Below are 20,555 nucleotides of genomic sequence, written 5' to 3' on the forward strand. Positions count from 1 at the left end.
GGCTCGCGACCGAGCCGTGCACGTAGATCCGGTCGCCCTCGACGCCGTACACGGTCGGCACGACCATCGGTGCCCCGTCCACGACGACCCCGCCGTACCGAGCTCGACCTCTTCGTACTCCGGCTTGAGGGGGCGGGCGCGACCAGGGCGAGCTGCGACTCGGCGGCCCGCGCCACCGCCTGCACGAACGCCAGGCTGTGCGGATGCGCGAGACCGTCCCCGCCGGTGATGTCCACCGCCCCGATCAACCGCCCGCTGTGCGGATCGTGCACGGGCGCCGCGGCACACGTCCACGCCCGCACCGGCCGCCGGAAGTGTTCCGCCGCGCACACCTGCACCGGCCGGCCGACGGCGAGGGCGGTGCCGGGCGCGTTCGTCCCCGCCGCCGACTCCGACCAGCGCGCCCCGGCCACGAAGTTCATGCCGCGCGCCTTGCGCAGCGTCCCGGGGTGCCCCTCCACCCACAGCATCCGCCCGGCGGCGTCGCACACGGCGAGCAGATGCTCGCCGTCCCGCGCGTACGTGCCCGTGAGCTCGCGGATCACCGGCATCACGGCCGCCAGCGGATGCGCCTCCCGATGGGCGGCCAGGTCCTCCTCGTCCAGTTCGACCGGCGGCGTTCCGTCCGGGCTCACCTTCGCCCGTACGGAACGCCGCCAGGACTCGGCGACCAGCGGCCGGACGGCGGCGGCCGAGGACGCCCCCTCCGAGGGGGGAGAGGCGGTGGGCGCCGGCTCCGCCGATCCCGCACCCGCGCTCGTGGACGCCTCGTGAGCCCGCCGCACCGCCGCCGTCGCCCGCCCGGTCACCTCGCTCAACTCGGCCTCCCCGGCGAGTCGTCGCTCTCGTGGAGGTCATCGTGGTCGGAGCGCGGCCCGGGGACAAGCGCCCGGACCGGCCCGTGGACGCCGTACGGCCGGTACCGCCCGCCCTCGTCACGCAGACCCGTCACGTAGAGTGGAGCCCGGGCCGTGACTCGCGCTCGAGGTGGATCACCACCGGGGAGCGGCCCGGCGGACGCGCGCACCCCGCGCGGCGGTGTCGCAGCCGTGCGCCTGGGCGATCCCTCGTTCTCGACGACGCCCAGGAGTGGCCCATGTCCACCAGTACCGCCCGCCTCATGGACGGCACCGCGCTCGCCCGCCGCACGGTCGAGGAGACCGCGGCGCGCGCCGCGGAGATCACCCGCCGCACCGGCACCACGCCCTGCCTCGCGACCGTCCTCGTCGGCGCCGACCCGGCCTCCGTCACGTACGTGAAGATGAAGCAGAACCGCTGTGCCAAGGCCGGAATCCGCTCGAAGCACATCGAACTGCCCGCCGAGACGACCACCGAGGAGCTCGTCGCGGCGATCACCGCGCTCTCCGAGGACCCCGAGGTCCACGGCATCCTGCTCCAGCACCCGGTGCCGCACCACATCGACGAGCGCGCCGCCTTCGAGGCCATCGCCCCGGAGAAGGACGTCGACGGCGTCACCATGGCCTCCTTCGCCGCCATGGGCTTCGGACTGCCCGGCTTCGTCTCCTGCACCCCGGGCGGCATCATGCGCCTGCTCGACGCGTACGACGTCGAGCTCAGCGGCAAGCGGGCCGTGGTCGTCGGCCGCAGCGCGATCCTCGGCAAGCCGGCCGGCCTGCTGCTCCTCGGACGGGACGCGACCGTCACCTACTGCCACTCCGCACCACCGACCTCTCCGCCGCCGTCCGCGAGGCGGACATCCTGGTCGCCGCCGTCGGCAAGCCGCAGTTCATCAAGGGCGAGGACATCAAGCCCGGCGCCGTCGTGATCGACGCCGGCTACAACCCCGGCAACGTCGGCGACGTCGACTTCGACAGCGCCGCCGAGCGCGCCTCCCTCATCACTCCCGTCCCCGGCGGCGTCGGCCCGATGACCATCGCCGTCCTCCTCGCGCAGACCGTCGACGCGGCCGAGCGCCGGCTCGGCCTGTAGTCCCGTGCGACCGGCCCAGGGTCTCGCGAGAGCCGCGATATGGTCACGGTTCTGTACGAGCGGGCCCCAACCGGCCGTTAGCGCTCGCCACACGGGCGAGCGCGGGCGACCCTGATTCCCATGCTCCACCCGTCGACGGAATCCCCGTCCCGCGACGCCCGGTCACCGAGACGGCCGGGCGTCTTCGTCCTGCCGGCCGCGGCGCTCGCCGCGCTCCTCATCGCCACCGCGGTCGTCGCGGCGTCCGTCACCACCCGCGGTGACACGGACGACGGCGACCGCCGCGCCGCGCCGTCCGCACCGGCCGCGGGCGGCACGGACACGCCGTCGCGGAGCGGCGGGACGGGCGGCAGTCCGGACGGCGGGACGGACGGTGTGGGGGAGGGCAGGGCGGCCGGTACGCCGGGGCAGCGTCCCTCCGCCCAGGGCGAGAGCGCCTCGCCCCTGCCCGCGCCCACCCAGAAGCGCGCCGTGCCCGCCCGCACGGACCGGGGCCGCACGAGCCCGCCGAAGGACACCACCGGCACGCCCGGCACGTCCGGCACCGCGAAACCCCGGCCCCGCCCGACCGCCGACCGCCGGGCCGCGACCGCCGCCCCGCGCGCGCCGTACGACGCGCTGCGCGTCGGCGACTGCTTCGACATCGCCCGCGACGCGCCCGGCACGGTCGTCCGCCGCGCCTGCGACACGCCCCACGACGCCGAACTCGTCGCGCGGCTCCGGCTCACCGGCGCGTACGCCGACGACCGCGCGGTACGGGACGCGGCGGCCGCCCTGTGCCGGGCGCCGCTGCGGGCCGAGGCGGCACAGCAGCCGCTCGGCACGCGCTGGGCCACCTTCGTCCAGTACCCCTACCGCACCAGCTACCTCCTCGGCAGCGACACCGTCGCCTGCAGCCTCGCCGCTCCCTCCGACTCGGGCCGGAAACTGACGTCGCCCCTGCAGTGACGGGACGCCGAGGCGGCGGGCGCCGGAGCCCGGCCGCCCGCCGCCCCGGCTCCGGGCCCGAGGGCGGCGCGCCACGCGGGACCGCCGCGTCCGTCCGTAACGGCGCGTCGTGTCCCGCCACCCCTCGGACGCGGCGGGACACGAGCAGACACCGGCCGGCGGCCGGCCGACCGCTGACCGGCTGGTCCTACGTCCTACGGGGCCGCCGCCCCCGCCAGGGCCGCCGCGGGGTCCTGTTCCGGGGGACCCGCCGGGGTCCAGGCGCCCCGCTCCTCGCGGTAGGGCCACCAGCGGCCGTCCGGGCCGAGGCGGAGCTGGGTGGTCGTGCCGGTGACCGTCCAGCGGGCCGGGCCGGCGGGAAGCAGGGCGGGGCGGTCGGTGTCGTCCCAGGACTCGGCCAGTTGCGCGTCGGCACGGCGCAGGGCCTCCGGGCCGGGCGTCCACTCCTCCTCCAGGACCGCGAGGGCGGCCGGACCGCCGAACCGCCAGGCGCGGACCGCGCGGTCGAGCGCGGCCGGGTCGCGGCGCGAGCCGTCGGCGAGGCGCGCCGCGATCCCTGGGGCGGGGGAGCCGGCGGCGAGCCGTACCGCGTCCTGAGCCGCCGTCAGGGGCGGCGTCCCGAAGGGCGCCGCGCCGGACAGCAGCCGCTGCGCGCGGGCCGCCGCGTCCGCCGCCAGGAACGCGAGGGCCGCCGGGTCGACCCCCGGGCCCGGCGCGACCTCCGTGTCGAGGGACGGGGGCTCGCCCGGCGCCGTGGGCGGGACCGGCGGGGCGGGCAGCGGCGGCAGGATGTCCCGCGCGGCGAAAGCCTCGTACGCCGACACGCCCGACACGCCGGGCCCACGCACCGCGCCCGACACGCCGCCCGGCATGTCGCCCCGCACGCCGCTGGACGTACCCGACCGGCCGAACCGGTCCCCGCGCGCCTCCTCCTCGGCCGTCGCCCGGGCCGTGCTCCGCTCCTGCAGCGCCTCGATCAGTGCCCGTTCCCCCCGCCCCCGCAGGAGCAGCAGGACGAACGGGTCCTCGTCGAGCAGCCGCGCCACCTGGTAGCAGAGGGCCGCCGTGTGCGGGCAGTGGTCCCACGCCTCGCAGCCGCACTGCGGCTCCAGGTCGCCGATGCCCGGCAGCAGTTCGAGCCCGGTGGCCGCCGCGTCCTCGACCAGATGCGGCGGCATCTCCCGGTCGAGGAGAGCCGCGATGTGCCCGGCGCTGTCCACGGCGAGGTCGACGAGCCGGTCCCACTCCTCCTCGGACAACTCGTGGAACAGCACGTCACTGCGGTACGCCGTGCCGTCCCGGTCCTGCACCACGGCGGTGACCCGGCCGGGCCGCACCGACACCGCGCCGACCGCCCCGGCCCGCGCGTGTCGCCGCCCCGCCTTCAACTGCTGCGCGTCGAGCGCCGTGTCCTCCAGCGCCTTCAGCCACGCCCGGCCCCACCACGTCCGGGCGAAGACCGCGCCCCGTACCGGCGGAAGCGCCGCGAAGGTCCGCTCCTCCACGCCGTCCACGTCCCCCCGGTCCTCCCGTTCCCCCGCGCCGTCCATCCCGTGCACACGGTCTCCGCTCATCGTCCGTCCTCCCCGCGCAGCCGCACCAGTTCCGCCAGCTCGGCGTCGGTCAGCTCGGTCAGCGCCGCCTCGCCCGAGCCCAGCACCGAGTCGGCGAGCGCCCGCTTGCGCTCCAGCATGTCCGCGATCCGGTCCTCGATCGTGCCCTCGGCGATCAGCCGGTGGACCTGCACCGGCTGGGTCTGACCGATCCGGTACGCGCGGTCCGTGGCCTGCGCCTCGACGGCCGGGTTCCACCAGCGGTCGTAGTGCACCACGTGACCGGCCCGGGTCAGGTTGAGCCCGGTGCCCGCCGCCTTCAGGGACAGCAGGAAGACCGGCACCTCGCCGGCCTGGAAGCGCGCGACCATCGACTCCCGCGCGGCGACCGGCGTGCCGCCGTGCAGGAACTGCGTCGGCACCCCGCGCGCCGCCAGGTGCTCCTCCAACAGGCGTGCCATGGCCACGTACTGGGTGAAGACGAGCACGCTCGCCTCCTCCGCGAGGATCGTGTCGAGGAGCTCGTCGAGCAGTTCCAGCTTGCCCGAGCGCCCGCCGATCAGGGGCCGCTCCTCCTTCAGATACTGCGCGGGGTGGTTGCAGATCTGCTTGAGCCCCGTGAGCAGCTTCACCACCAGGCCGCGCCGCTCCATGCCGTCCGCCTCGGCGATGGCGGAGAGGGTCTCGCGCACCACCGCCTCGTACAGTCCCGCCTGCTCCTTCGTGAGCGTGACGGAATGGTCGGTCTCCGTCTTCGGCGGCAGCTCGGGCGCGATGCCCGGGTCCGACTTGCGCCGCCGCAGCAGGAACGGCCGGACCAGCGCGGCGAGTCGCGCCGCGGCGCCCGGATCGGCGCCGCCCTCGACGGCGGAGGCGTACCGCGCGCGGAACGCGCCGAGCCCGCCGAGCAGGCCCGGCGTCGTCCAGTCGAGGATCGCCCACAGCTCGGAGAGGTTGTTCTCGACGGGCGTGCCGGACAGCGCCACCCGCGCCTTCCCGCCGATCGTGCGCAACGCCCGCGCGGTCGCCGCGTACGGGTTCTTGATGTGCTGCGCCTCGTCGGCGACGACCAGACCCCAGGGCCGGTCGGCGAGCCGGGGCGCGTCGAGCCGCATCGTGCCGTACGTGGTGAGCACGAAGCCGTCGTCGGCGAGTCCCTCCAGGGTCCGCGCCGCGCCGTGGAAGCGCCGTACGGGCGTGCCGGGGGCGAACTTCTCGATCTCTCGCTGCCAGTTGCCCATGAGGGAGGTGGGGCAGACCACCAGCGTCGGACCGGCGGTGGCCGGGTCGGTCTGCCGGTGGAGGTGCAGCGCGATCAGGGTGATGGTCTTGCCGAGGCCCATGTCGTCGGCGAGGCAGCCGCCGAGCCCGAGCGAGGTCATCCGGTGCAGCCAGCCGAGGCCGCGAAGCTGGTAGTCGCGCAGGGTCGCGGCCAGCGCGGCCGGCTGCTCGATCGTCTCCGGCTCACCGCCTTCGGGGTCGGCGAGCCGCGCCCGCAGGCGTTCCATCCAGCCGGTCGCCTGGACTTCGACCTGCCGTCCGTCGACCTCGGTGGTGCCCGTGAGCACGGCGCCGAGCGCGTCGACCGGGGTCAGCTTGCGGTCCTGCCCGGCCCGGGCGCGCCGGATCTCCTCGGGGTCGACGAGGATCCACTGGCCGCGCAGCCGTACGAGAGGACGCCCGGCCTCGGCGAGGAGGTCGAGCTCGGCACGCGTCAGCTCCTGGTCGCCGATCGCGAAACGCCAGTTGAAGGCGAGCAGCGCGTCGGCGGAGAGGAACGACGGCAGGGCGTCGCCCCGGTCACGGACACCGTTCCCGTCCTTGTCCCCGGAACCGTCCCCGGCACCGTCTCCGTCGGGCGGTCCGATCACGGCGCGGGCCGTGAACCCCTGGGCGAGGTCGCGCGGCCAGTGGACCCGTACGCCCGTGGCGGCGAGGGTACGGGCGGCCGGACCCAGGAGTTCGGCCACCTCCTCGTCGTCGAGGTCGACGGCGTCGGGGACGGCCGCCGTGAGCAGCGGGGAGAGCGGCGGCCACGCGCGCGCCGCCCGCCGCAGCGCGAGCAGCGCGTCCATCCGGGCCCGGGGCCCGAAGGCGGCACCCGCGACGGTCGTGCCGGCCCACACCTCGGCCGCGTCCGCGACGAGCGCCGGGTCGGCCACGCCGTGCATCTGGAGGACGGCACGGAAGGAGGGCCCCGCACCGGTACCGACCGGCCCGGCAGGCTCGGCGCCCTCGATCGGCCCGGCCGGCTCGCCCGATGCCACCAGTTCGATGCGCAGCGACAGCCGTACACCCGCGTCGTGTCCCGCGGCCACGTCCGCCGCCCAGGCCCGCTGGTGCGTCAGGGCCTGCGGCTCCTGGTGCTCGTCGGCCGCGAAGGCGGGCCCGCCGGCGGCCAGCGGGGCGGCCGGGGTGCGGGGCAGGACGTCGGCGACGGCGTCGGCGAACGCCCGCAGCAGTTGCTCCGGTTCGGGCAGCAGCAGCCCGTGGTCGTCGGCCTCGGTCTCTGCCCGCCTGAGTGGTACGGCGTGGGCCGAAGGAGGCATGCAGGCGGCGAGGTCGCGCAGCGCGCCCAGGTCCTCGGGGCCGAGCGGACCGACCCGCCAGGCGTCGAGGTCGGTGGCGGTGAGGCCGGGCAGGAGCAGTCCCCGGGCGACGAGGTCGAGGGAGAAGAGCGAGGCCGCGCCCCAGAAGGCCGCCGACGCCGAGGAGCCCTCGTCGAACCGGGCGCGGGCCAGGACGGGTAGGGCGTCCCGTACGGACAGCAGGAGCGCGGGGACCGTCCGCTCCTGGACATCGTCGTCGACCACGGTCAGTTCGGCGTGCGTCCCGTCCGGGACCTGAGGAACCTCGGATTCCGCGTCCGGGGACCAGAACGCGATCCGGCCCGCGCGCGGCGGATCGGCGGGCAGGAAGAGGGCCGCGCAGCGGGCGAGCTCACCGCCGTCGAGCGGCGGAGCGGGAGACGGTGCGGGTGAGGGCGAAAGAGAAGGCGACGGAGAAGGAGAAGGGGAGGAGGGCGAAGAAGAGGGCGAAGAAGAGGGTGGGAGAGAGGGGGACGGCGACTGCTGCGGAGACTGCGACAACGCATTCCTCAAATTTGACTACCGGGTCGAGCGGCCGAGGGTACCCCAACTCGGCGCCCCCACGCACACCTCACCACCGTGATCCACATCACGCCCCTCGTCGCAGGTGGGGGAGGCCCCACCCTCGCCCCCGGGCCGCCCCCCGAACGGGTCGGGGTGGTGACGCCATGGTCGCGGGTGATCACCGATCCGTACGTTTTCGGTAGCCGACGCGGCCCGCGCGACGGCCGCTCCCACGGACTTCCACGGACACCGGAGACCGCCATGTCCCAGGCCACCGCGACGCTCACCGAGCTCACCGAACTCACCGAGCTTTCCGCGCCCCCCACGCCCTCCGCGCCCGCGCCCTTCGCGTCGGACCCCGCGACCCTCGACCCGGGCCGCCCCGGTCCCCATGCCCCCGCCCCTCGCTCCCGCGGCCAGGCCAAGGGCGGCGGCAGCGAATTCGCCCCGCTGCTGCGCACCATCAAGAAACAGGGCCTCCTCGAACGCCGAGGCGGCTGGTACGCCCGCGGCATCGCGGCCAATCTCCTCGGCGTCGCCGCCGTCGTCACCGGTCTCGTGCTCCTCGGCCCGTCCTGGTGGGCGCTGCCCCTCGCCCTGCCGCTCGCCCTGTTCTCCGCCCGCATCGCCTTCGTCGGGCACGACGCGGGGCACGCGCAGATCACCGACAGCCGTCGCCTCGGCCGGATCATCCAACTCGTCCACGCCAACCTGCTCCTGGGCATGAGCCGCGAATGGTGGAACGACAAGCACAACCGCCACCACGCCAACCCCAACCACCTCGACAAGGACCCGGACGTGGCCGCCGACGTCCTCGTCTTCGCCGCCCACCAGACCACCGACCGCGCCGGACTGCGCCGCTGGCTCACCCGCCACCAGGCATGGCTCTTCTTCCCGCTGACGACCCTTGAGGGCATCGCCCTCAAGGTGTACGGCATCCAGGCCCTGCTCTCCAGGAACGGCCCCTACCGCACCCGCCGCGAGCGCATCGTCGAAGGCGCCCTGCTCCTCACCCACATCGCCGGCTACACGGCCCTGCTGCTCACGCTTCTGACCCCGCTTCAGGCGCTGGTCTTCGCCCTCCTCCACCAGGTGCTGCTCGGCGTTCACCTCGGCATGGCCTTCGCCCCCAACCACAAGGGCATGGAGACGCCCGACGCGCACCCCGACGGCGACTCGTGGGGTCACCTGCGCCGCCAGGTGCTGACCTCCCGCAACATCCGCGGCGGCGCCCTCACCGACTGGTTCCTCGGCGGGCTCAACTACCAGATCGAACACCACCTGTTCCCCAGCATGCCCCGGCCGCATCTCCGCCTGGCCCAGCCGGCGGTGCGCGCGCACTGCCAGGCGCTCGGCATCCCGTACACGGAGACCGGCTTCGTCGACTCCTACCGGCAGGCGCTCGGCCACCTCCACGAGGTGGGGGCCCCGCTGCGCGCCGAAGGCGTCGCGTAGGGTCGAGGACGCGCGACACCTCAGGCACCTCGGAGAAGGGGAACTCCACGTCATGAGTGCGGAATCCACCACGGGCACCGGAATCGTCACCGCGGTCAGCAGCAACGGCGTCTACTCGTTCACCAAGCCCAACCGGGACAGCATCACGCTCCTCGCCGGGCTGGGTGTCGAGGGCGACGTGCACGCCGGAGTGACCGTCAAGCACCGTTCCCGTGTCGCGCAGGACCCGACCGCGCCCAACCTGCGCCAGGTCCACCTGATCCACGCCGAGCTCTTCGACGAGGTGGCGGGCGCCGGCTTCGAGGTGGCGCCCGGCGACCTCGGCGAGAACATCACCACCCGAGGCGTCGACCTGCTCGGCCTGCCCACCGGCACCCGGCTGCACCTCGGCGCCGAGGCCGTCGTGGAGGTCACCGGCCTGCGCAATCCGTGCGAACAGATCAACGGCTTCCGGCACGGACTGCTCAAGCAGGTCGTCGGCCGCGACGAGAACGGGCAGCTCGTCCGCAAGGCGGGCATCATGTCCGTCGTCGTGACCGGCGGCGAGGTGCGGCCCGGCGATGCCGTCCGCGTCGAGCTCCCGGCCGCACCGCACCGCCCCCTGGAGAGGGTCTGACGCCCCCTCCCGGTCTCCGCCCCCGCGTCCCCCGGTCTCCGCCGCGCGCCCCCGGGCCCCCGGCCCGGGACCCCGCCCCCTGACCCGCGTCAGCGCAGGGCGCAGGAGTTGACCACGTCACCGCCCGCCGGCCGTGCGACCACACGGTCGGCGGGCGGCGCGGCCTCCGCCTCCACCCACCGCGTCAGCGCCGTGAACGCCGAGCGGTAGCAGGGCAGGATCGGCCGCAGCCGGTCCGGGTGGGTGTCGTACAGGCCGTCGGTGTGGGTGCCGTCCTGGATCGTGTAGAAGCGGTGTAGGGCGCCCCGGCCCCGGTCGTCGACCATCCGTGCGTACACGTCCGAGCCGGTGGCCACGGGCAGCAGCGCGTCCAGATCGCCGTGCAGCGTGATCAGCGGCTTCCCGATCCGTCCGGTCAGCGCGACCTTCGCGACCGCGCGCCGCACCGAGGGCGGCCGGGCCGCGTAGTCGTACGAGGCGTCCGACGCGCACGGCGCGAGGATCCGCTCCACTGTCGAACCGGCCGTCGCACCCGGGCACTCCGGGTCGTAGGAGGGATCGAACTCGGCCCGGAAGATCTTCTGCGTCAGCCCCCAGTAGGCCCGGTCGTGGTACGGCCAGAGGAACCGCGAGCCGGGCGCGAAACCGGCCTCGATCAGATCCTCGTCGGAGGCCGTGCCGAAGTGGCGGGCGACGGTGACCGGCAGGCTGGTGAGGAGGTTCGGGCCGTGGGTGGTCCACAGCACCCCCTCCCAGTCCACCCCGCCGTCGTACAGCTCGGGCCGGTTCTCCAGTTGCCAGCGGGTCAGATAGCCGGCGTTGGAGATGCCCGTCATGTACGTCCGCCGGGGCGCCGTGCCGTACCGCTGCCGCACTGCCTTCTTCGCGGCCACGGTCAGCTCGGTGACCCGCCGGTTCCACTCGGCGACGGCGTCGCCGGGTTCCCGCCCGTCCGTGTAGAAGTCCGGCCCGGTGTTGCCCTTGTCGGTGGCGGCGTACGCGAAGCCCTGCGCCAGGACGTGGTCGGAGATGATCGTGTCGGTCGCGTACTGGCGGCGGGTCCCCGGAGCGCCGGTGACGACGAGGCCGCCGTTCCAGCGGTCGGGCAGTCGGATCACGAACTGCGCGTCGTGGGTCCAGCCGTGGGTGGCGTTGAGGCGTGAGGTGTCGGGGAAGTAGCCGTCGATCTGGACCCCGGGGACCCCTGTCGGGTTGACCGTGCCCTTCGCCGACAGGCCCGCCTGGTCGGCCATGTCCGTGTACGGCGTGCCGGCGAGCCCCGCCGTCGTGAGATCGGGCAGACACGCGGTCTCCTGGTGTGCGGCGCCGGGCACGTCGAGGCGGTCCTGGCGGGCGCAGTGACCCGCGCCGTGCGCCCCGGCGGGAGTGGCAGGGCCGAGGACGGTGAGACCGGTGAGGAGGGCGGCGGCCAGCAGGGGAACGCGTCGGAACGGGTGCATGGGGCCTCCGGTGGGACGGCGGTACGGGGTGCCCCGGCGTGAGCGCGCCGGGGCGCGCACCGCGATGCGTCGGCGGACACCTCGGCGCGCCGCCCCATCGTGCGCGCGACACGATCACCGCGGCCATGGGCCCTGACCACACCTCGGCGGCCGCCGTCGTGTGGGGCGCGCTCAGCTCGGCCGTACCGCCATGGCGTCCAGCGCTTCGAGCAGCGCGGGCAGCCGGGGGCCGCGCGTCACCGGGAGCACCTCGTGCGGCTCGTCGTCGAGGAGGACGAACGCCATGTCGTCGGTCCGTGCGACCAGCGACCAGCCCGGGCCGTCGGCCCGCAGCATCCGGGCCTCGCCCCCGGCGAAGCTCGACCGGACCCGCCCGACGGGCGGTGCGTGGGTCACGTACTCACCGAGCTCCTTCAGCGCCCGCCGCACCCCGTCGTACGGATCGGCGCCACCGCCGGCCTCCGGCGCCTCGCCGGCCCCGGACGGAACGGCTGCCGCCGGGCCGCCTCCGTCCGCGCTCGGGTCGTCGCCCACCCGGGCCCGCCACTCGTTCCACTGCAGGGCGACCATGTCCGCGCCCAGGCGTCGCTGGGCCGGCCCCCATGCCGCGCCGTCCGGCGGGGCCAGGGGAGCGGGGTCGCCCGGTTCCGGCGCCGGATCGTGGGGCGCCGGGAGGCCGGGCGCGGAGGTGGCGACGGCCAGCGGCCAGCCGGGGAGCGCGGACACGACGGACCGCTCGTCGGGGGAGAGGTCGTACTCCATGCCGCAGTCCCAGGACGCGATGGCGACCGCGACCAGCGACACGTCGTCGACGACCACCGTCCAGCGGGCCCCCGTGCCGTCCTGCCCGAGCACGAGCCCGTACCCGTCCGCGTACGGCTCGAGCCCCAGCGCCGCGCAGGCCGCCGGGTAGTCGTCACCGAGCACGCTGGGGAACTGCGCGGGCGTGAGCAGCGCCGCGGTCAGCACGAACAGCGCGTCGTCGTCGCCGTCCTCCGTGCCGGTCACGGCGGATTCCGGTTCACTCACGTGAGCCTCCCCATCTGGTCGTCGGCGCACCCTAACCAGTGAGTAACCCACCCGTCGAGAGCCGCGCGAGTCGGAGACCCGGCCCAGGCGGTCGAGGCGGCGGAGTACGGCGGCCCGTCCTGCGACGGCCGCACCGCGCCGCGGCGCCGCCGGCTCAGGGCCCGGCTGCGGCGTTTTCCGTGCCGTCCGGTCCTGGGCGGGGAGAGGGCGCGAAACCGGTGATCGAGGTGACCCGGAGCGCCATCGCCCCGGGTGCCGCTCCGCCCGTCCGCCCGTCCGCCCGTCGACCGCCCGTCAGCCGGGGAGGGCATCCGTTGCCGTTGCCGTTGCCGTTGCCGTTGCCGTGGCAGGCCGTCAGAGGGCCCCTCGTGACATAAGTGCGATCACCGGATCACCGGCACCGTCACTCCGCCCGGCGCACGGCAAGCGCGAGGTAGCGGTGGTCCTCGTCCACGTAATCGCGCAGCTCCCAGCCCGAACCGGCCAGCAGGGGACGCAGGTTGGGCTCGGCGCGCAGGTCGTCGTCGGTGATCTGGCGGCCGTGCCGGGCGGCCAGGGCGGCGCGGCCGATCGGGTGGAAGAGGGCGAGCCGTCCCCCGGGCCGGACGACGCGGGCCAGTTCGCGCAGATCGCGGGCCGGGTCGGCGAGGTGCGAGATGAGCCCCGCCCCGAACACTGCGTCGAGCGCGCCGTCGCGCACCGGCAGCCGTGCCACGTCCGCGAGGATCAGCGTCCCGTCCCGGTCGCGGCCCGCCTTGACCGCCTCGGCGAGCATCTCGGGCGTGAGGTCGGCCCCGATCACCGTGCCCGTGGGGCCGACCGCCGCGCGCAGCGGGGGAAGTGCCCGGCCGGTGCCGCAGCCCGCGTCGAGCACGGCGTCGCCGGGGCGCAGACCGAGATCGGCGACGGCGGCGGCATAGGCGGGGCCGTCGTCGGGGAACCGGGAATCCCAGTGGGCGGCGCGGGCGCCGAAGAACTCCCGTACACGTGTGGGGTCATCGCTCATGTGCCCATGATCCCTCAGACGCGCCTCACTCACAGGGGTGAGTCACCCGCCCCGACCACCCCCCTGTGAGTGAACGATCTGCGCGCATGTTCGACCCTGTGCTGATCGTTCGGGAACATCTCTCTGTCATATTCCATCAGCTTTCGAAATGCGCCCCCGATGCGCCCCCGAGTGCGCACTAGCGTCCCCGAGTCATGGGACACCTGGACCACGCCACCTTCGGCTGGCTGACACCCGTGCTGTCGTACGCGATGGCCTGCGTCGGCGCCGCCCTCGGACTGCGCTGCACCGTGCGCGCCCTCGACGCGACCGGCCGCTCGCGCCGCAACTGGCTGCTCACCGCCGCCTCCGCCCTCGGCACCGGCATCTGGACGATGCACTTCGTCGCCATGCTCGGCTTCGGCGTCACCGGCACCGACATCCGTTACGACGTCCCGCTCACCCTCCTCAGTCTGCTCATCGCCATGGCCGTGGTCGGCGTCGGCGTCTTCGCCGTCGGCTACGGCAAGGACCGGGTGCGTGCGCTGCTGATCGGTGGTCTGACGACCGGCATCGGCGTGGCGAGCATGCACTACATGGGCATGGCGGCACTGCGACTGCACGGCGAGGTCCGGTACGACCCGCTGCTCGTCGCCCTCTCGGTCGTCATCGCCGTCGTGGCCGCCACGGCGGCCCTGTGGGCCGCGCTGAACATCCACGCTCCCGCGGCCGTGGCCCTCGCCTCCCTCGTCATGGGCGCGGCGGTCAGCAGCATGCACTACACGGGCATGTTCGCCGTACGCGTCGAGGTCGCGCCCTCGCCGGCCCCTCTCCCGGGCGCCACCGTCATGCAGTTCGTCTTCCCGCTCGCGGTCGGGCTCGGTTCCTACCTCTTCATCACCTCGGCCTTCGTCGCTCTCTCGCCCACGGCGGGCGAACGCGCCGCCTACGCCTCCGCCGGACGGCTGACCGAGCCCGACGAGCGGGCCGTGGACGTCGCACCCGCCGGCTTCCGGCCCGAGGCGGCGCACCCACGCCGGGCGGCCGCAGCCACCCCGGCCCCCGTCCACCCGTCGGGGCCGGTCCACGGCCCGGCGACCGGAGCGGGCATCCATCCCACCCCTGACGCCCATGGCCATGCTGCCGCCGGCGACGACGCACGGACCTGAGCAGCCCGTCGGACCCCCGGAGCCCGCCGCCCCCACGGGCCCGTGATGAACCAAGGAACGAGGAGGCCATGCGAACTCCCCGCAGGACCCCGGACGAAGCCGGAGCCCCCGGCCGGCCGGCCACGGCGGCCCGCGGGCGCCGCGCACACGCCGGGCGCCCCGCCGACGAGACGGCACCCCGCGAGCGGTCCGCACCCCCCGCCCCCGGAACCTTCACCGCCACCGCCACCGCCACCGCCACCGCCAAGGCCACGGCACCGGCCATGTCCGCACACCCCGCGCCCGCTGGCTCCGAGGGAGGCGAGAGCCGGATCCACCGGCTGCGGCCGCGGACCGTACGCGCCAAGATCGTCTCGCTGCTGATGGTCCCGGTCGTCTCCCTGCTCGCCCTGTGGGGATTCGCCACCGTCACCACCGCCCAGGACATCGCCCGGCTCCGACTCCTGCGGTCCGTGGACGCCGAGGTCCGGCAGCCGGTCACCGCCGCGATCGCCGCGCTCCAGGACGAACGGCGCGCCGCCGTACGGCAGGCGGCGGCTCCCGGAAGCGGGCGCGCCGCCGAGCTGAAGGAGTACGTGAGGGCGACCGACTCCGCCGTCAGCCGCCTCCGCCTCGGCGACCGGCACACCGTCGGCGACAACGGCAGCCTCCCCGCCGACGTCGCCACGCGCGTAACGGCGTTCGTCGTGCGGACCGAGGGCCTGAGCCGGCTGCGTACCGCGGCCGTCGCCGGACGGGCCGACGGAGACCAGATCTACGAGGAGTACACCGCCACCATCTTCGCGGGCTTCGCCCCCCTCGGCGCCCTCGCCGGCATCGAGGACGCCGGGGTTGTCGGGCACAGCGGGAACGGCGCCGAGGCGCGCGTCCTGCTCGAACTCGGCCGTGCGGGCGAGATGCTCGCCCGCGAGGACGCGCTGCTCGGCTCCGCCCATCTCACCGGAGCGCTCGACGCCGCACGACTCCGCGCGTTCGCCGCTGCCGTCGCGGCCCGGCGCGCACTGACCGAGTCCGCCACCGCGGACCTTCCCGCGGCGCAGCGCACCGCCTGGCGGACCCTGACCGCCCGGCCCGCCTACGGTCAGCTCGGCGCGGCCGAGGAACGGGTCGTCGCGGCCGCCCCCGGCCGACGCGCCGCACAGGCCGTCACCTCCGGCGAATGGGACGCCGCCCACTCCGCCGTACGGGAGGGCCTGGCCGCCGTCGAGCAGGCCGCCCGCACCGCCGCCGCGGACCGCTACCGTCCCCTCGGCGGCGGCCTGTTCAGCGCCGGCGGCGCCGCGGTGCTGCTCGGCCTGGCCGCCGTCGCCGCCTCCCTCGCCATCTCCGTACGCATCGGCCGCGGGCTCGTCGTCGAACTCGTCAGCCTCCGCAACGGCGCTCTGGAGATCGCCCACCGTAAACTCCCCGCCGCCATGCGCCGACTGCGCGCCGGCGAGGAGATCGACGTCCTGGCCGAGGCCCCGCCCGGACCCGCCCCGCAGGACGAGATCGGACAGGTCGGCGACGCCCTCACCACCGTTCACCGGGCCGCGCTCTTCGCCGCCGTGGAGCGCGCCGAGCTCGCCAGCGGCATCTCCGGCGTCTTCGTCAACCTCGCCCGTCGCAGCCAGGTCCTGGTGCACCGTCAGCTCAACCTGCTCGACAGCATGGAGCGGCGCGCCGACGACCCGAACGAGCTCGGCGACCTCTTCCGGCTCGACCACCTCACGACCCGGATGCGGCGTCACGCCGAGAGCCTCATCATCCTCTCGGGCGCGGCCCCCGGCCGCGCGTGGCGCATGCCCGTCCCCCTCACCAACGTCGTGCGCGCCGCCGTCTCCGAAATCGAGGACTACGCGCGCGTGGAGGTGCGCCGGCTGCCCGAGACCGCCGTGGTCGGCGGCGCGGTCGCCGACCTCACCCATCTGCTCGCCGAGCTCATCGAGAACGCCGCGCAGTTCTCCCCGCCCCACACCAAGGTGCGCGTCAGCGGCGAACCCGTGGGCAACGGCTTCGCCCTCGAGATCGAGGACCGGGGGCTCGGCATGGGCAAGGAGAGCCTCGCCGAGGCCAACGCCCGGATCGCCCAGTCCGAGGCCCTCGACCTCTTCGACAGCGACCGGCTCGGTCTGTTCGTGGTCAGCCGCCTCTCCGCGCGCCACGACATCAAGGTCCACCTGCGCACCTCGCCCTACGGGGGCACGACGGCCGTCGTCCTCCTGCCCACCGATCTGCTGCAGAACGCCCTTCCGCCCGGGCGCGGCACCGCGGGCACCGTCCCCTCCGCGGCCGACCCCGCGCGCGCCCACGCGCCCACGCACCCCGGAGCGCCCGCCGAACCCGATCCTGGTTCCGCCGCGCCCAGTTCCTCGGAGTCCCCGGGCGCGCCAGGCTCACCGGTCTCCCCGGTCTCACCGGCTCACCCCGTCGGGGCCCCCGCGACGAAACCCGGCCCAGGTCCCGGTCCCGGCCCAGGTCTCGGTCCCCGTCCCGGACCCGGTCCCGCTCGACCGCCGGCCGGAGTCACCGCCCTGCGCCGGCGTACGCCCCCCTCGCCTCCGGCCCCTTCCCCCTCAGGGACCCCATCAGGGCCCTCGTCGGTGACCCCGTCCGGCCCGTTCGCGCCTCCGCCACGAGAGCGGCCCGAGTCCCTCCAGCCTCCCGGGGCGCCGCCGCCATCCGGCGCCTCCGCTGAGGACACCGGAGCCGACCTGCCCCGGCGCGTACGGCAGGCGAGCCTCGTACCGCAGCTCCGCACCGCCGCGCCGGCGCCCGAACCGTACGCCGCGCCGGCGCCCGCCGATGCGCCGGGCGGGCGGACCCCGGAGCAGGTCAGGGACCGGATGTCCGCCTACCGCGACGGCTGGCGGCGCGGCGGCGGCCCGGCACCCGGCACCCCGATCGGCACCCGGCGCCCTCTGGGCACCGGCCATGGCCCGCAGGCATCCAGCGAAACCGGCAGTGAAGGAGACGACGAGTGATCGACCACGAGAGGATGTCCCACCACCGCTCCGGAGAGCTCGACTGGCTCCTGGACGACCTCGTCACGCGTGTCCGCGAGGTCCGCCACACGGTGGTGCTCTCCAACGACGGGCTCGCCGTCGGCGCCTCCAGCGGTCTGAGCCGGGAGGACGCCGAGCACCTGGCCGCCATCGCCTCCGGCTTCCACAGCCTCGCCAAGGGCGCCGGACGGCAGTTCCACACCGGCGGCGTGCGCCAGACGATGGTCGAGATGGACGACGGCTTCCTCTTCGTGGCGGCGGCCGGGGACGGCTCCTGCCTGGCCGTGCTCAGCACCGCCCACGCCGACATCGGCCTCATCGCCTACGAGATGGCCCGCCTGGTGAAACGGGTCGGCGAGCACCTGCACACCCCGCCGCGGCTCACGGTGACCCCGCCCGCCGCCGGCTGACCCGGAGACCTTCCATGAACGAGGACAGTACGGGCGACGACACCGGCGACCGCATCGGTGACGGCACCGGAGACGGCACGGGCGACGGCCGGGCCGTACCGGACGGTCGGTGGTACGACGCCGAGGCGGGGCCGCTCGTACGGCCGTACGCCATGACCGGCGGCCGCACCCGCCCCGGACCGAGCAACGTGCGGTTCGACCTCATCGCGCTCGTCGTCGTCGACGACGACCCGCCGGGCCGGGCCGAGGAGTCCCTGCTCGGCCCCGAACACCGGGCCCTGCTCGGGCTCTGCCGGGCCGAGACGCAGTCGGTCGCCGAACTGGCCGCCGACGCCGACCTCCCCGTCGGGGTGGTCCGGGTCCTCCTGGGCGACCTCCTCGAAGCGGGCTTCGTGAAGGTCAGCCGTCCCGTCCCGCCCGCCCAGCTCCCTGACGAACGGATCCTGAGGGAAGTCATCGATGGCCTACGAGCGCTCTGAGAGCACCCCCGCCGGCGACGTGGACCCCACGGTCCTCGCCCTGAAGATCCTGGTCGCCGGCGGCTTCGGGGTCGGCAAGACCACCCTGGTCGGCGCGGTCAGCGAGATCCGCCCCCTGCGGACCGAGGAACAGCTCAGCCGAGCGGGGGAGTCCGTGGACGACACCGAGGGAGTGGACCGGAAGACCACCACGACCGTCGCCATGGACTTCGGCCGGATCACCATCCGGTCCGGGCTCTCGCTCTACCTCTTCGGAACGCCGGGTCAGGACCGCTTCTGGTTCCTGTGGGACGAACTGTCCCAGGGGGCGCTCGGCGCGGTCGTCCTCGCCGACACCCGCCGCCTGGAGGACTGCTTCCCTGCCGTGGACTACTTCGAGCACCGCGGGATCCCGTTCGTCGTGGCCGTCAACTGCTTCGCCGGCGCCCGCACCTACGGGGCGCACGACGTCTCGCGCGCCCTGGACCTGGACCGCGGTACGCCGGTGGTGCTGTGCGACGCGAGGGACCGCGACTCCGGCAAGGAGGTGCTCATCCGGCTCGTCGAGTACGCGGGACGGATCCACACGGCGCGACTCCTGGACTCGGTGGGGTGAGGGCAGGTGCTTGCCCTGTCCACGACAGTGCGTAAGGCTGAGGCGACGCATGCACCGCACAGGGGGAGGACAGGCATGGCGCTCGACAAGGAACTCGACTGGCTCCTGGACGACTTGACGCGACGGGTCGACTCGATACGGCACGCACTGGTGCTGTCGAACGACGGGCTGGTGACGGGGGCGAGCAGCGGCCTGGAGCGGGAGGACGCCGAGCACCTGGCAGCGGTCTCCTCGGGCCTGCACAGTCTGGCGCGCGGTTCGGGGCGGCACTTCAAGGCGGGCCGGGCCCGGCAGACGATGGTCGAGTTCGACGAGGCGCTGCTGTTCGTGACGGCCGCCGGCGAGGGCAGTTGCCTGTGCGTCCTGAGCGCCGCCGAGGCCGATGTCGGCCAGGTCGCCTACGAGATGACGCTGCTGGTCAACCGGGTCGGTGAGCATCTGGGCGTGGCGGCGCGGCAGCCCGGCGGCCGGGGGATCGCCGAGCTCTGACTCTCGCTCCGGGCGGGCGCCTGGGAAGTTATCCACAGGGCGAGCGGGAAGTTGTCACTCTGCGTTACGGTCATCACTGAAAGTGTTCGAGCCGAACGACGCACGGGGGAAGGACCGACCGCATGACCATGGACGGGACGACAGAGAAGACCGAGACGGGCGACGGGGGCACGGTGGCGCCGGGGCGGGCCGCACAGGAACTGGGGCTGAAGCGCGACGAGTTCCGGCTGGCGGTCCACCTGGGACTCGTGCGCACGGTGCCGGTCCTCGGCCCGTCGGGTTCCGCGCCTGAAAGAGGAGCCGGCATCGGAACGGGGATCGGAGCCGGGATCGGAACCGGAACCAGAACCGGGGTTGGAGCCGGAGGCGGAGCCGGCCCGGGCGGGGGCTGGGGCTCGGGGACGAGCTCAGGGCCCCCGGGCCTCTGCGGGGACGTGGTGCGGCGGCGCGTGGCCCAAAGCGAGATCGCGCGACTGAAAGCTGCCCCGGACTTCCCGCACGGACTGCGCGAGCGGGTCCGGGCCGTCGGGACGACCGAGGGTGCGCATCTGCTCTCGGTCACCCGCGACCGCTTCGCCCGGCTGGCCAGGACGGGCCACTTCAGCCCCGTGCGGTTCTACGTCAACCGCTACAGGGCCGTCGTCTGGCTCTATCCCGCCGCCGAGCTGAGCGAGTTCGCCCTCACCCACCCGGGACTCCTCACCGGCCGGCTGCCCGTGGACATCCGCACGCGCTCGGACGCCGGCGAGGACTGGCGGCCGCGCAACTGGCGGGCCCGACGGCTCGGGATACTGCTGCGGGCCGACGACGACCCCTGGACGCGCGCGGCCGCCATCGCCTCGCTCCTCGACCCCGTCCAGCTCGCCGAGGTCGTTGACGATCCCTTCGAACGGGCCTATCTGGACCGGCTGCGTCCCGCGCCGCCCAGTTGGCGGCCGAGCGCCCCGGCCGCCCGGGAGATCGCCGACCGCCTGCTGCTCGCGGACGATCCCGACGAGATCCTCTGGCACCGGATGAGCCTCGCCCTCGCCCTGGACGAGGCCCGCGCCGAACGCCAGGCGCCGCTACCGGGCATGGCCGCCTCGACCTCCCTTGCCGCGCCCCTCGCACCCATCGGGCCGCCCCGCCCCACCCTGTCCCCGGTGCCGAGTCTGCCCGCCGCGCCGACCGTACGGGCGGAGATCGCGACGCCCGCCACCGGTGGCGGGCCCGCTCCCTGGCCCGGAGCGGCAGGGCCCGTCCGTCCGGTGGCCGTCACCCGCCCGCCCGGTCGGCGGATCCGGCGCAGCCTGCTCGACCGGCTGCGCAGACGGAAGGAGGCCACGCCCCGCTAGTCGGCCG

The 20,555-nt window shown here is 74.9% G+C and carries 16 protein-coding genes and 2 pseudogenes; 12 read left to right on the plus strand and 6 right to left on the minus strand.

The window, feature by feature from the left end; all coding sequences use genetic code 11:
* Nucleotides 1–818 (minus strand): GAF domain-containing protein (locus ABZ135_RS22155; protein ID WP_356697943.1); only part of this gene is annotated, 818 nt, incomplete at its 3' end.
* Nucleotides 819–1,096: 278 nt separating this feature from the next.
* Between ABZ135_RS22155 and ABZ135_RS22160 the strand changes: the two are divergent.
* Nucleotides 1,097–1,950: pseudogene (locus tag ABZ135_RS22160) on the plus strand (tetrahydrofolate dehydrogenase/cyclohydrolase catalytic domain-containing protein).
* 120 nt (nucleotides 1,951–2,070) lie between these two features.
* Complete coding sequence (locus tag ABZ135_RS22165) at nucleotides 2,071–2,898, plus strand: hypothetical protein (protein ID WP_356697944.1); 828 nt, start codon at nucleotides 2,071–2,073, stop codon at nucleotides 2,896–2,898.
* 194 nt (nucleotides 2,899–3,092) lie between these two features.
* Here ABZ135_RS22165 and ABZ135_RS22170 read toward each other — a convergent pair whose 3' ends face one another.
* Nucleotides 3,093–4,448 carry an SWF or SNF family helicase gene (locus ABZ135_RS22170; protein ID WP_356698041.1) on the minus strand — a complete coding sequence of 452 codons (1,356 nt, stop codon included), beginning with the start codon at nucleotides 4,446–4,448 and terminating at the stop codon, nucleotides 3,093–3,095.
* 20 nt (nucleotides 4,449–4,468) lie between these two features.
* Nucleotides 4,469–7,366, minus strand: coding sequence for a DEAD/DEAH box helicase (locus ABZ135_RS22175; protein ID WP_356698042.1), 2,898 nt, complete (start codon nucleotides 7,364–7,366; stop codon nucleotides 4,469–4,471).
* Nucleotides 7,367–7,804: 438 nt separating this feature from the next.
* On the opposite strand from ABZ135_RS22175, the gene ABZ135_RS22180 reads away from it, so the two are divergent.
* Nucleotides 7,805–8,998, plus strand: a complete 1,194-nt coding sequence (locus ABZ135_RS22180) for an acyl-CoA desaturase (protein ID WP_356697945.1) — start codon at nucleotides 7,805–7,807, stop codon at nucleotides 8,996–8,998.
* Nucleotides 8,999–9,050: 52 nt separating this feature from the next.
* Nucleotides 9,051–9,614 carry an MOSC domain-containing protein gene (locus ABZ135_RS22185; protein WP_356697946.1) on the plus strand — a complete coding sequence of 188 codons (564 nt, stop codon included), beginning with the start codon at nucleotides 9,051–9,053 and terminating at the stop codon, nucleotides 9,612–9,614.
* Between the two features lie 89 nt (nucleotides 9,615–9,703).
* Here the strand turns inward: ABZ135_RS22185 and ABZ135_RS22190 are convergent, their stop codons facing one another.
* The 3 genes from ABZ135_RS22190 to ABZ135_RS22200 form a co-directional block, all read right to left on the minus strand.
* Nucleotides 9,704–11,074, minus strand: a complete 1,371-nt coding sequence (locus ABZ135_RS22190) for a tannase/feruloyl esterase family alpha/beta hydrolase (RefSeq protein ID WP_356697947.1) — start codon at nucleotides 11,072–11,074, stop codon at nucleotides 9,704–9,706.
* Nucleotides 11,075–11,245: 171 nt separating this feature from the next.
* Nucleotides 11,246–12,082, minus strand: a complete 837-nt coding sequence (locus tag ABZ135_RS22195; protein ID WP_356698043.1) for a hypothetical protein — start codon at nucleotides 12,080–12,082, stop codon at nucleotides 11,246–11,248.
* A gap of 424 nt (nucleotides 12,083–12,506) precedes the next feature.
* A complete protein-coding gene (locus tag ABZ135_RS22200) occupies nucleotides 12,507–13,109 on the minus strand; it encodes a methyltransferase domain-containing protein (RefSeq protein WP_356697948.1) in 603 nt (200 codons plus the stop codon).
* A gap of 194 nt (nucleotides 13,110–13,303) precedes the next feature.
* Here ABZ135_RS22200 and ABZ135_RS22205 point away from each other — a divergent pair, with 194 nt between their 5' ends.
* The 8 genes and pseudogenes from ABZ135_RS22205 to ABZ135_RS22240 all read left to right on the plus strand — a co-directional run bounded on the left by ABZ135_RS22205 (nucleotide 13,304) and on the right by ABZ135_RS22240 (nucleotide 20,548).
* Nucleotides 13,304–14,257 (plus strand): MHYT domain-containing protein, encoded by a 954-nt coding sequence (locus tag ABZ135_RS22205; protein WP_356697949.1) that lies wholly within the window; start codon nucleotides 13,304–13,306, stop codon nucleotides 14,255–14,257.
* Between the two features lie 68 nt (nucleotides 14,258–14,325).
* On the plus strand, nucleotides 14,326–17,220 hold the full coding sequence (locus tag ABZ135_RS22210) for a nitrate- and nitrite sensing domain-containing protein (RefSeq protein ID WP_356697950.1): 2,895 nt from the start codon (nucleotides 14,326–14,328) through the stop codon (nucleotides 17,218–17,220).
* A 14-nt stretch (nucleotides 17,221–17,234) separates the two neighbouring features.
* Nucleotides 17,235–17,651, plus strand: coding sequence for a roadblock/LC7 domain-containing protein (locus ABZ135_RS22215; protein WP_356698044.1), 417 nt, complete (start codon nucleotides 17,235–17,237; stop codon nucleotides 17,649–17,651).
* A 14-nt stretch (nucleotides 17,652–17,665) separates the two neighbouring features.
* A complete protein-coding gene (locus tag ABZ135_RS22220; RefSeq protein WP_356697951.1) occupies nucleotides 17,666–18,130 on the plus strand; it encodes a DUF742 domain-containing protein in 465 nt (154 codons plus the stop codon).
* Complete coding sequence (locus tag ABZ135_RS22225) at nucleotides 18,111–18,725, plus strand: ATP/GTP-binding protein (RefSeq protein WP_356697952.1); 615 nt, start codon at nucleotides 18,111–18,113, stop codon at nucleotides 18,723–18,725. The genes ABZ135_RS22220 and ABZ135_RS22225 overlap by 20 nt, the downstream gene beginning before the upstream one ends.
* A gap of 75 nt (nucleotides 18,726–18,800) precedes the next feature.
* On the plus strand, nucleotides 18,801–19,214 hold the full coding sequence (locus tag ABZ135_RS22230; protein WP_356697953.1) for a roadblock/LC7 domain-containing protein: 414 nt from the start codon (nucleotides 18,801–18,803) through the stop codon (nucleotides 19,212–19,214).
* 128 nt (nucleotides 19,215–19,342) lie between these two features.
* A pseudogene (locus ABZ135_RS22235) lies at nucleotides 19,343–19,465 on the plus strand (hypothetical protein); the annotation flags it as partial.
* A gap of 198 nt (nucleotides 19,466–19,663) precedes the next feature.
* Complete coding sequence (locus ABZ135_RS22240) at nucleotides 19,664–20,548, plus strand: DUF6397 family protein (RefSeq protein ID WP_356698045.1); 885 nt, start codon at nucleotides 19,664–19,666, stop codon at nucleotides 20,546–20,548.
* Nucleotides 20,549–20,555 lie beyond the last annotated feature (7 nt).

Origin of the sequence: Streptomyces sp. NPDC006339 (assembly GCF_040612775.1) — a bacterium.
Classification (GTDB): domain Bacteria; phylum Actinomycetota; class Actinomycetes; order Streptomycetales; family Streptomycetaceae; genus Streptomyces.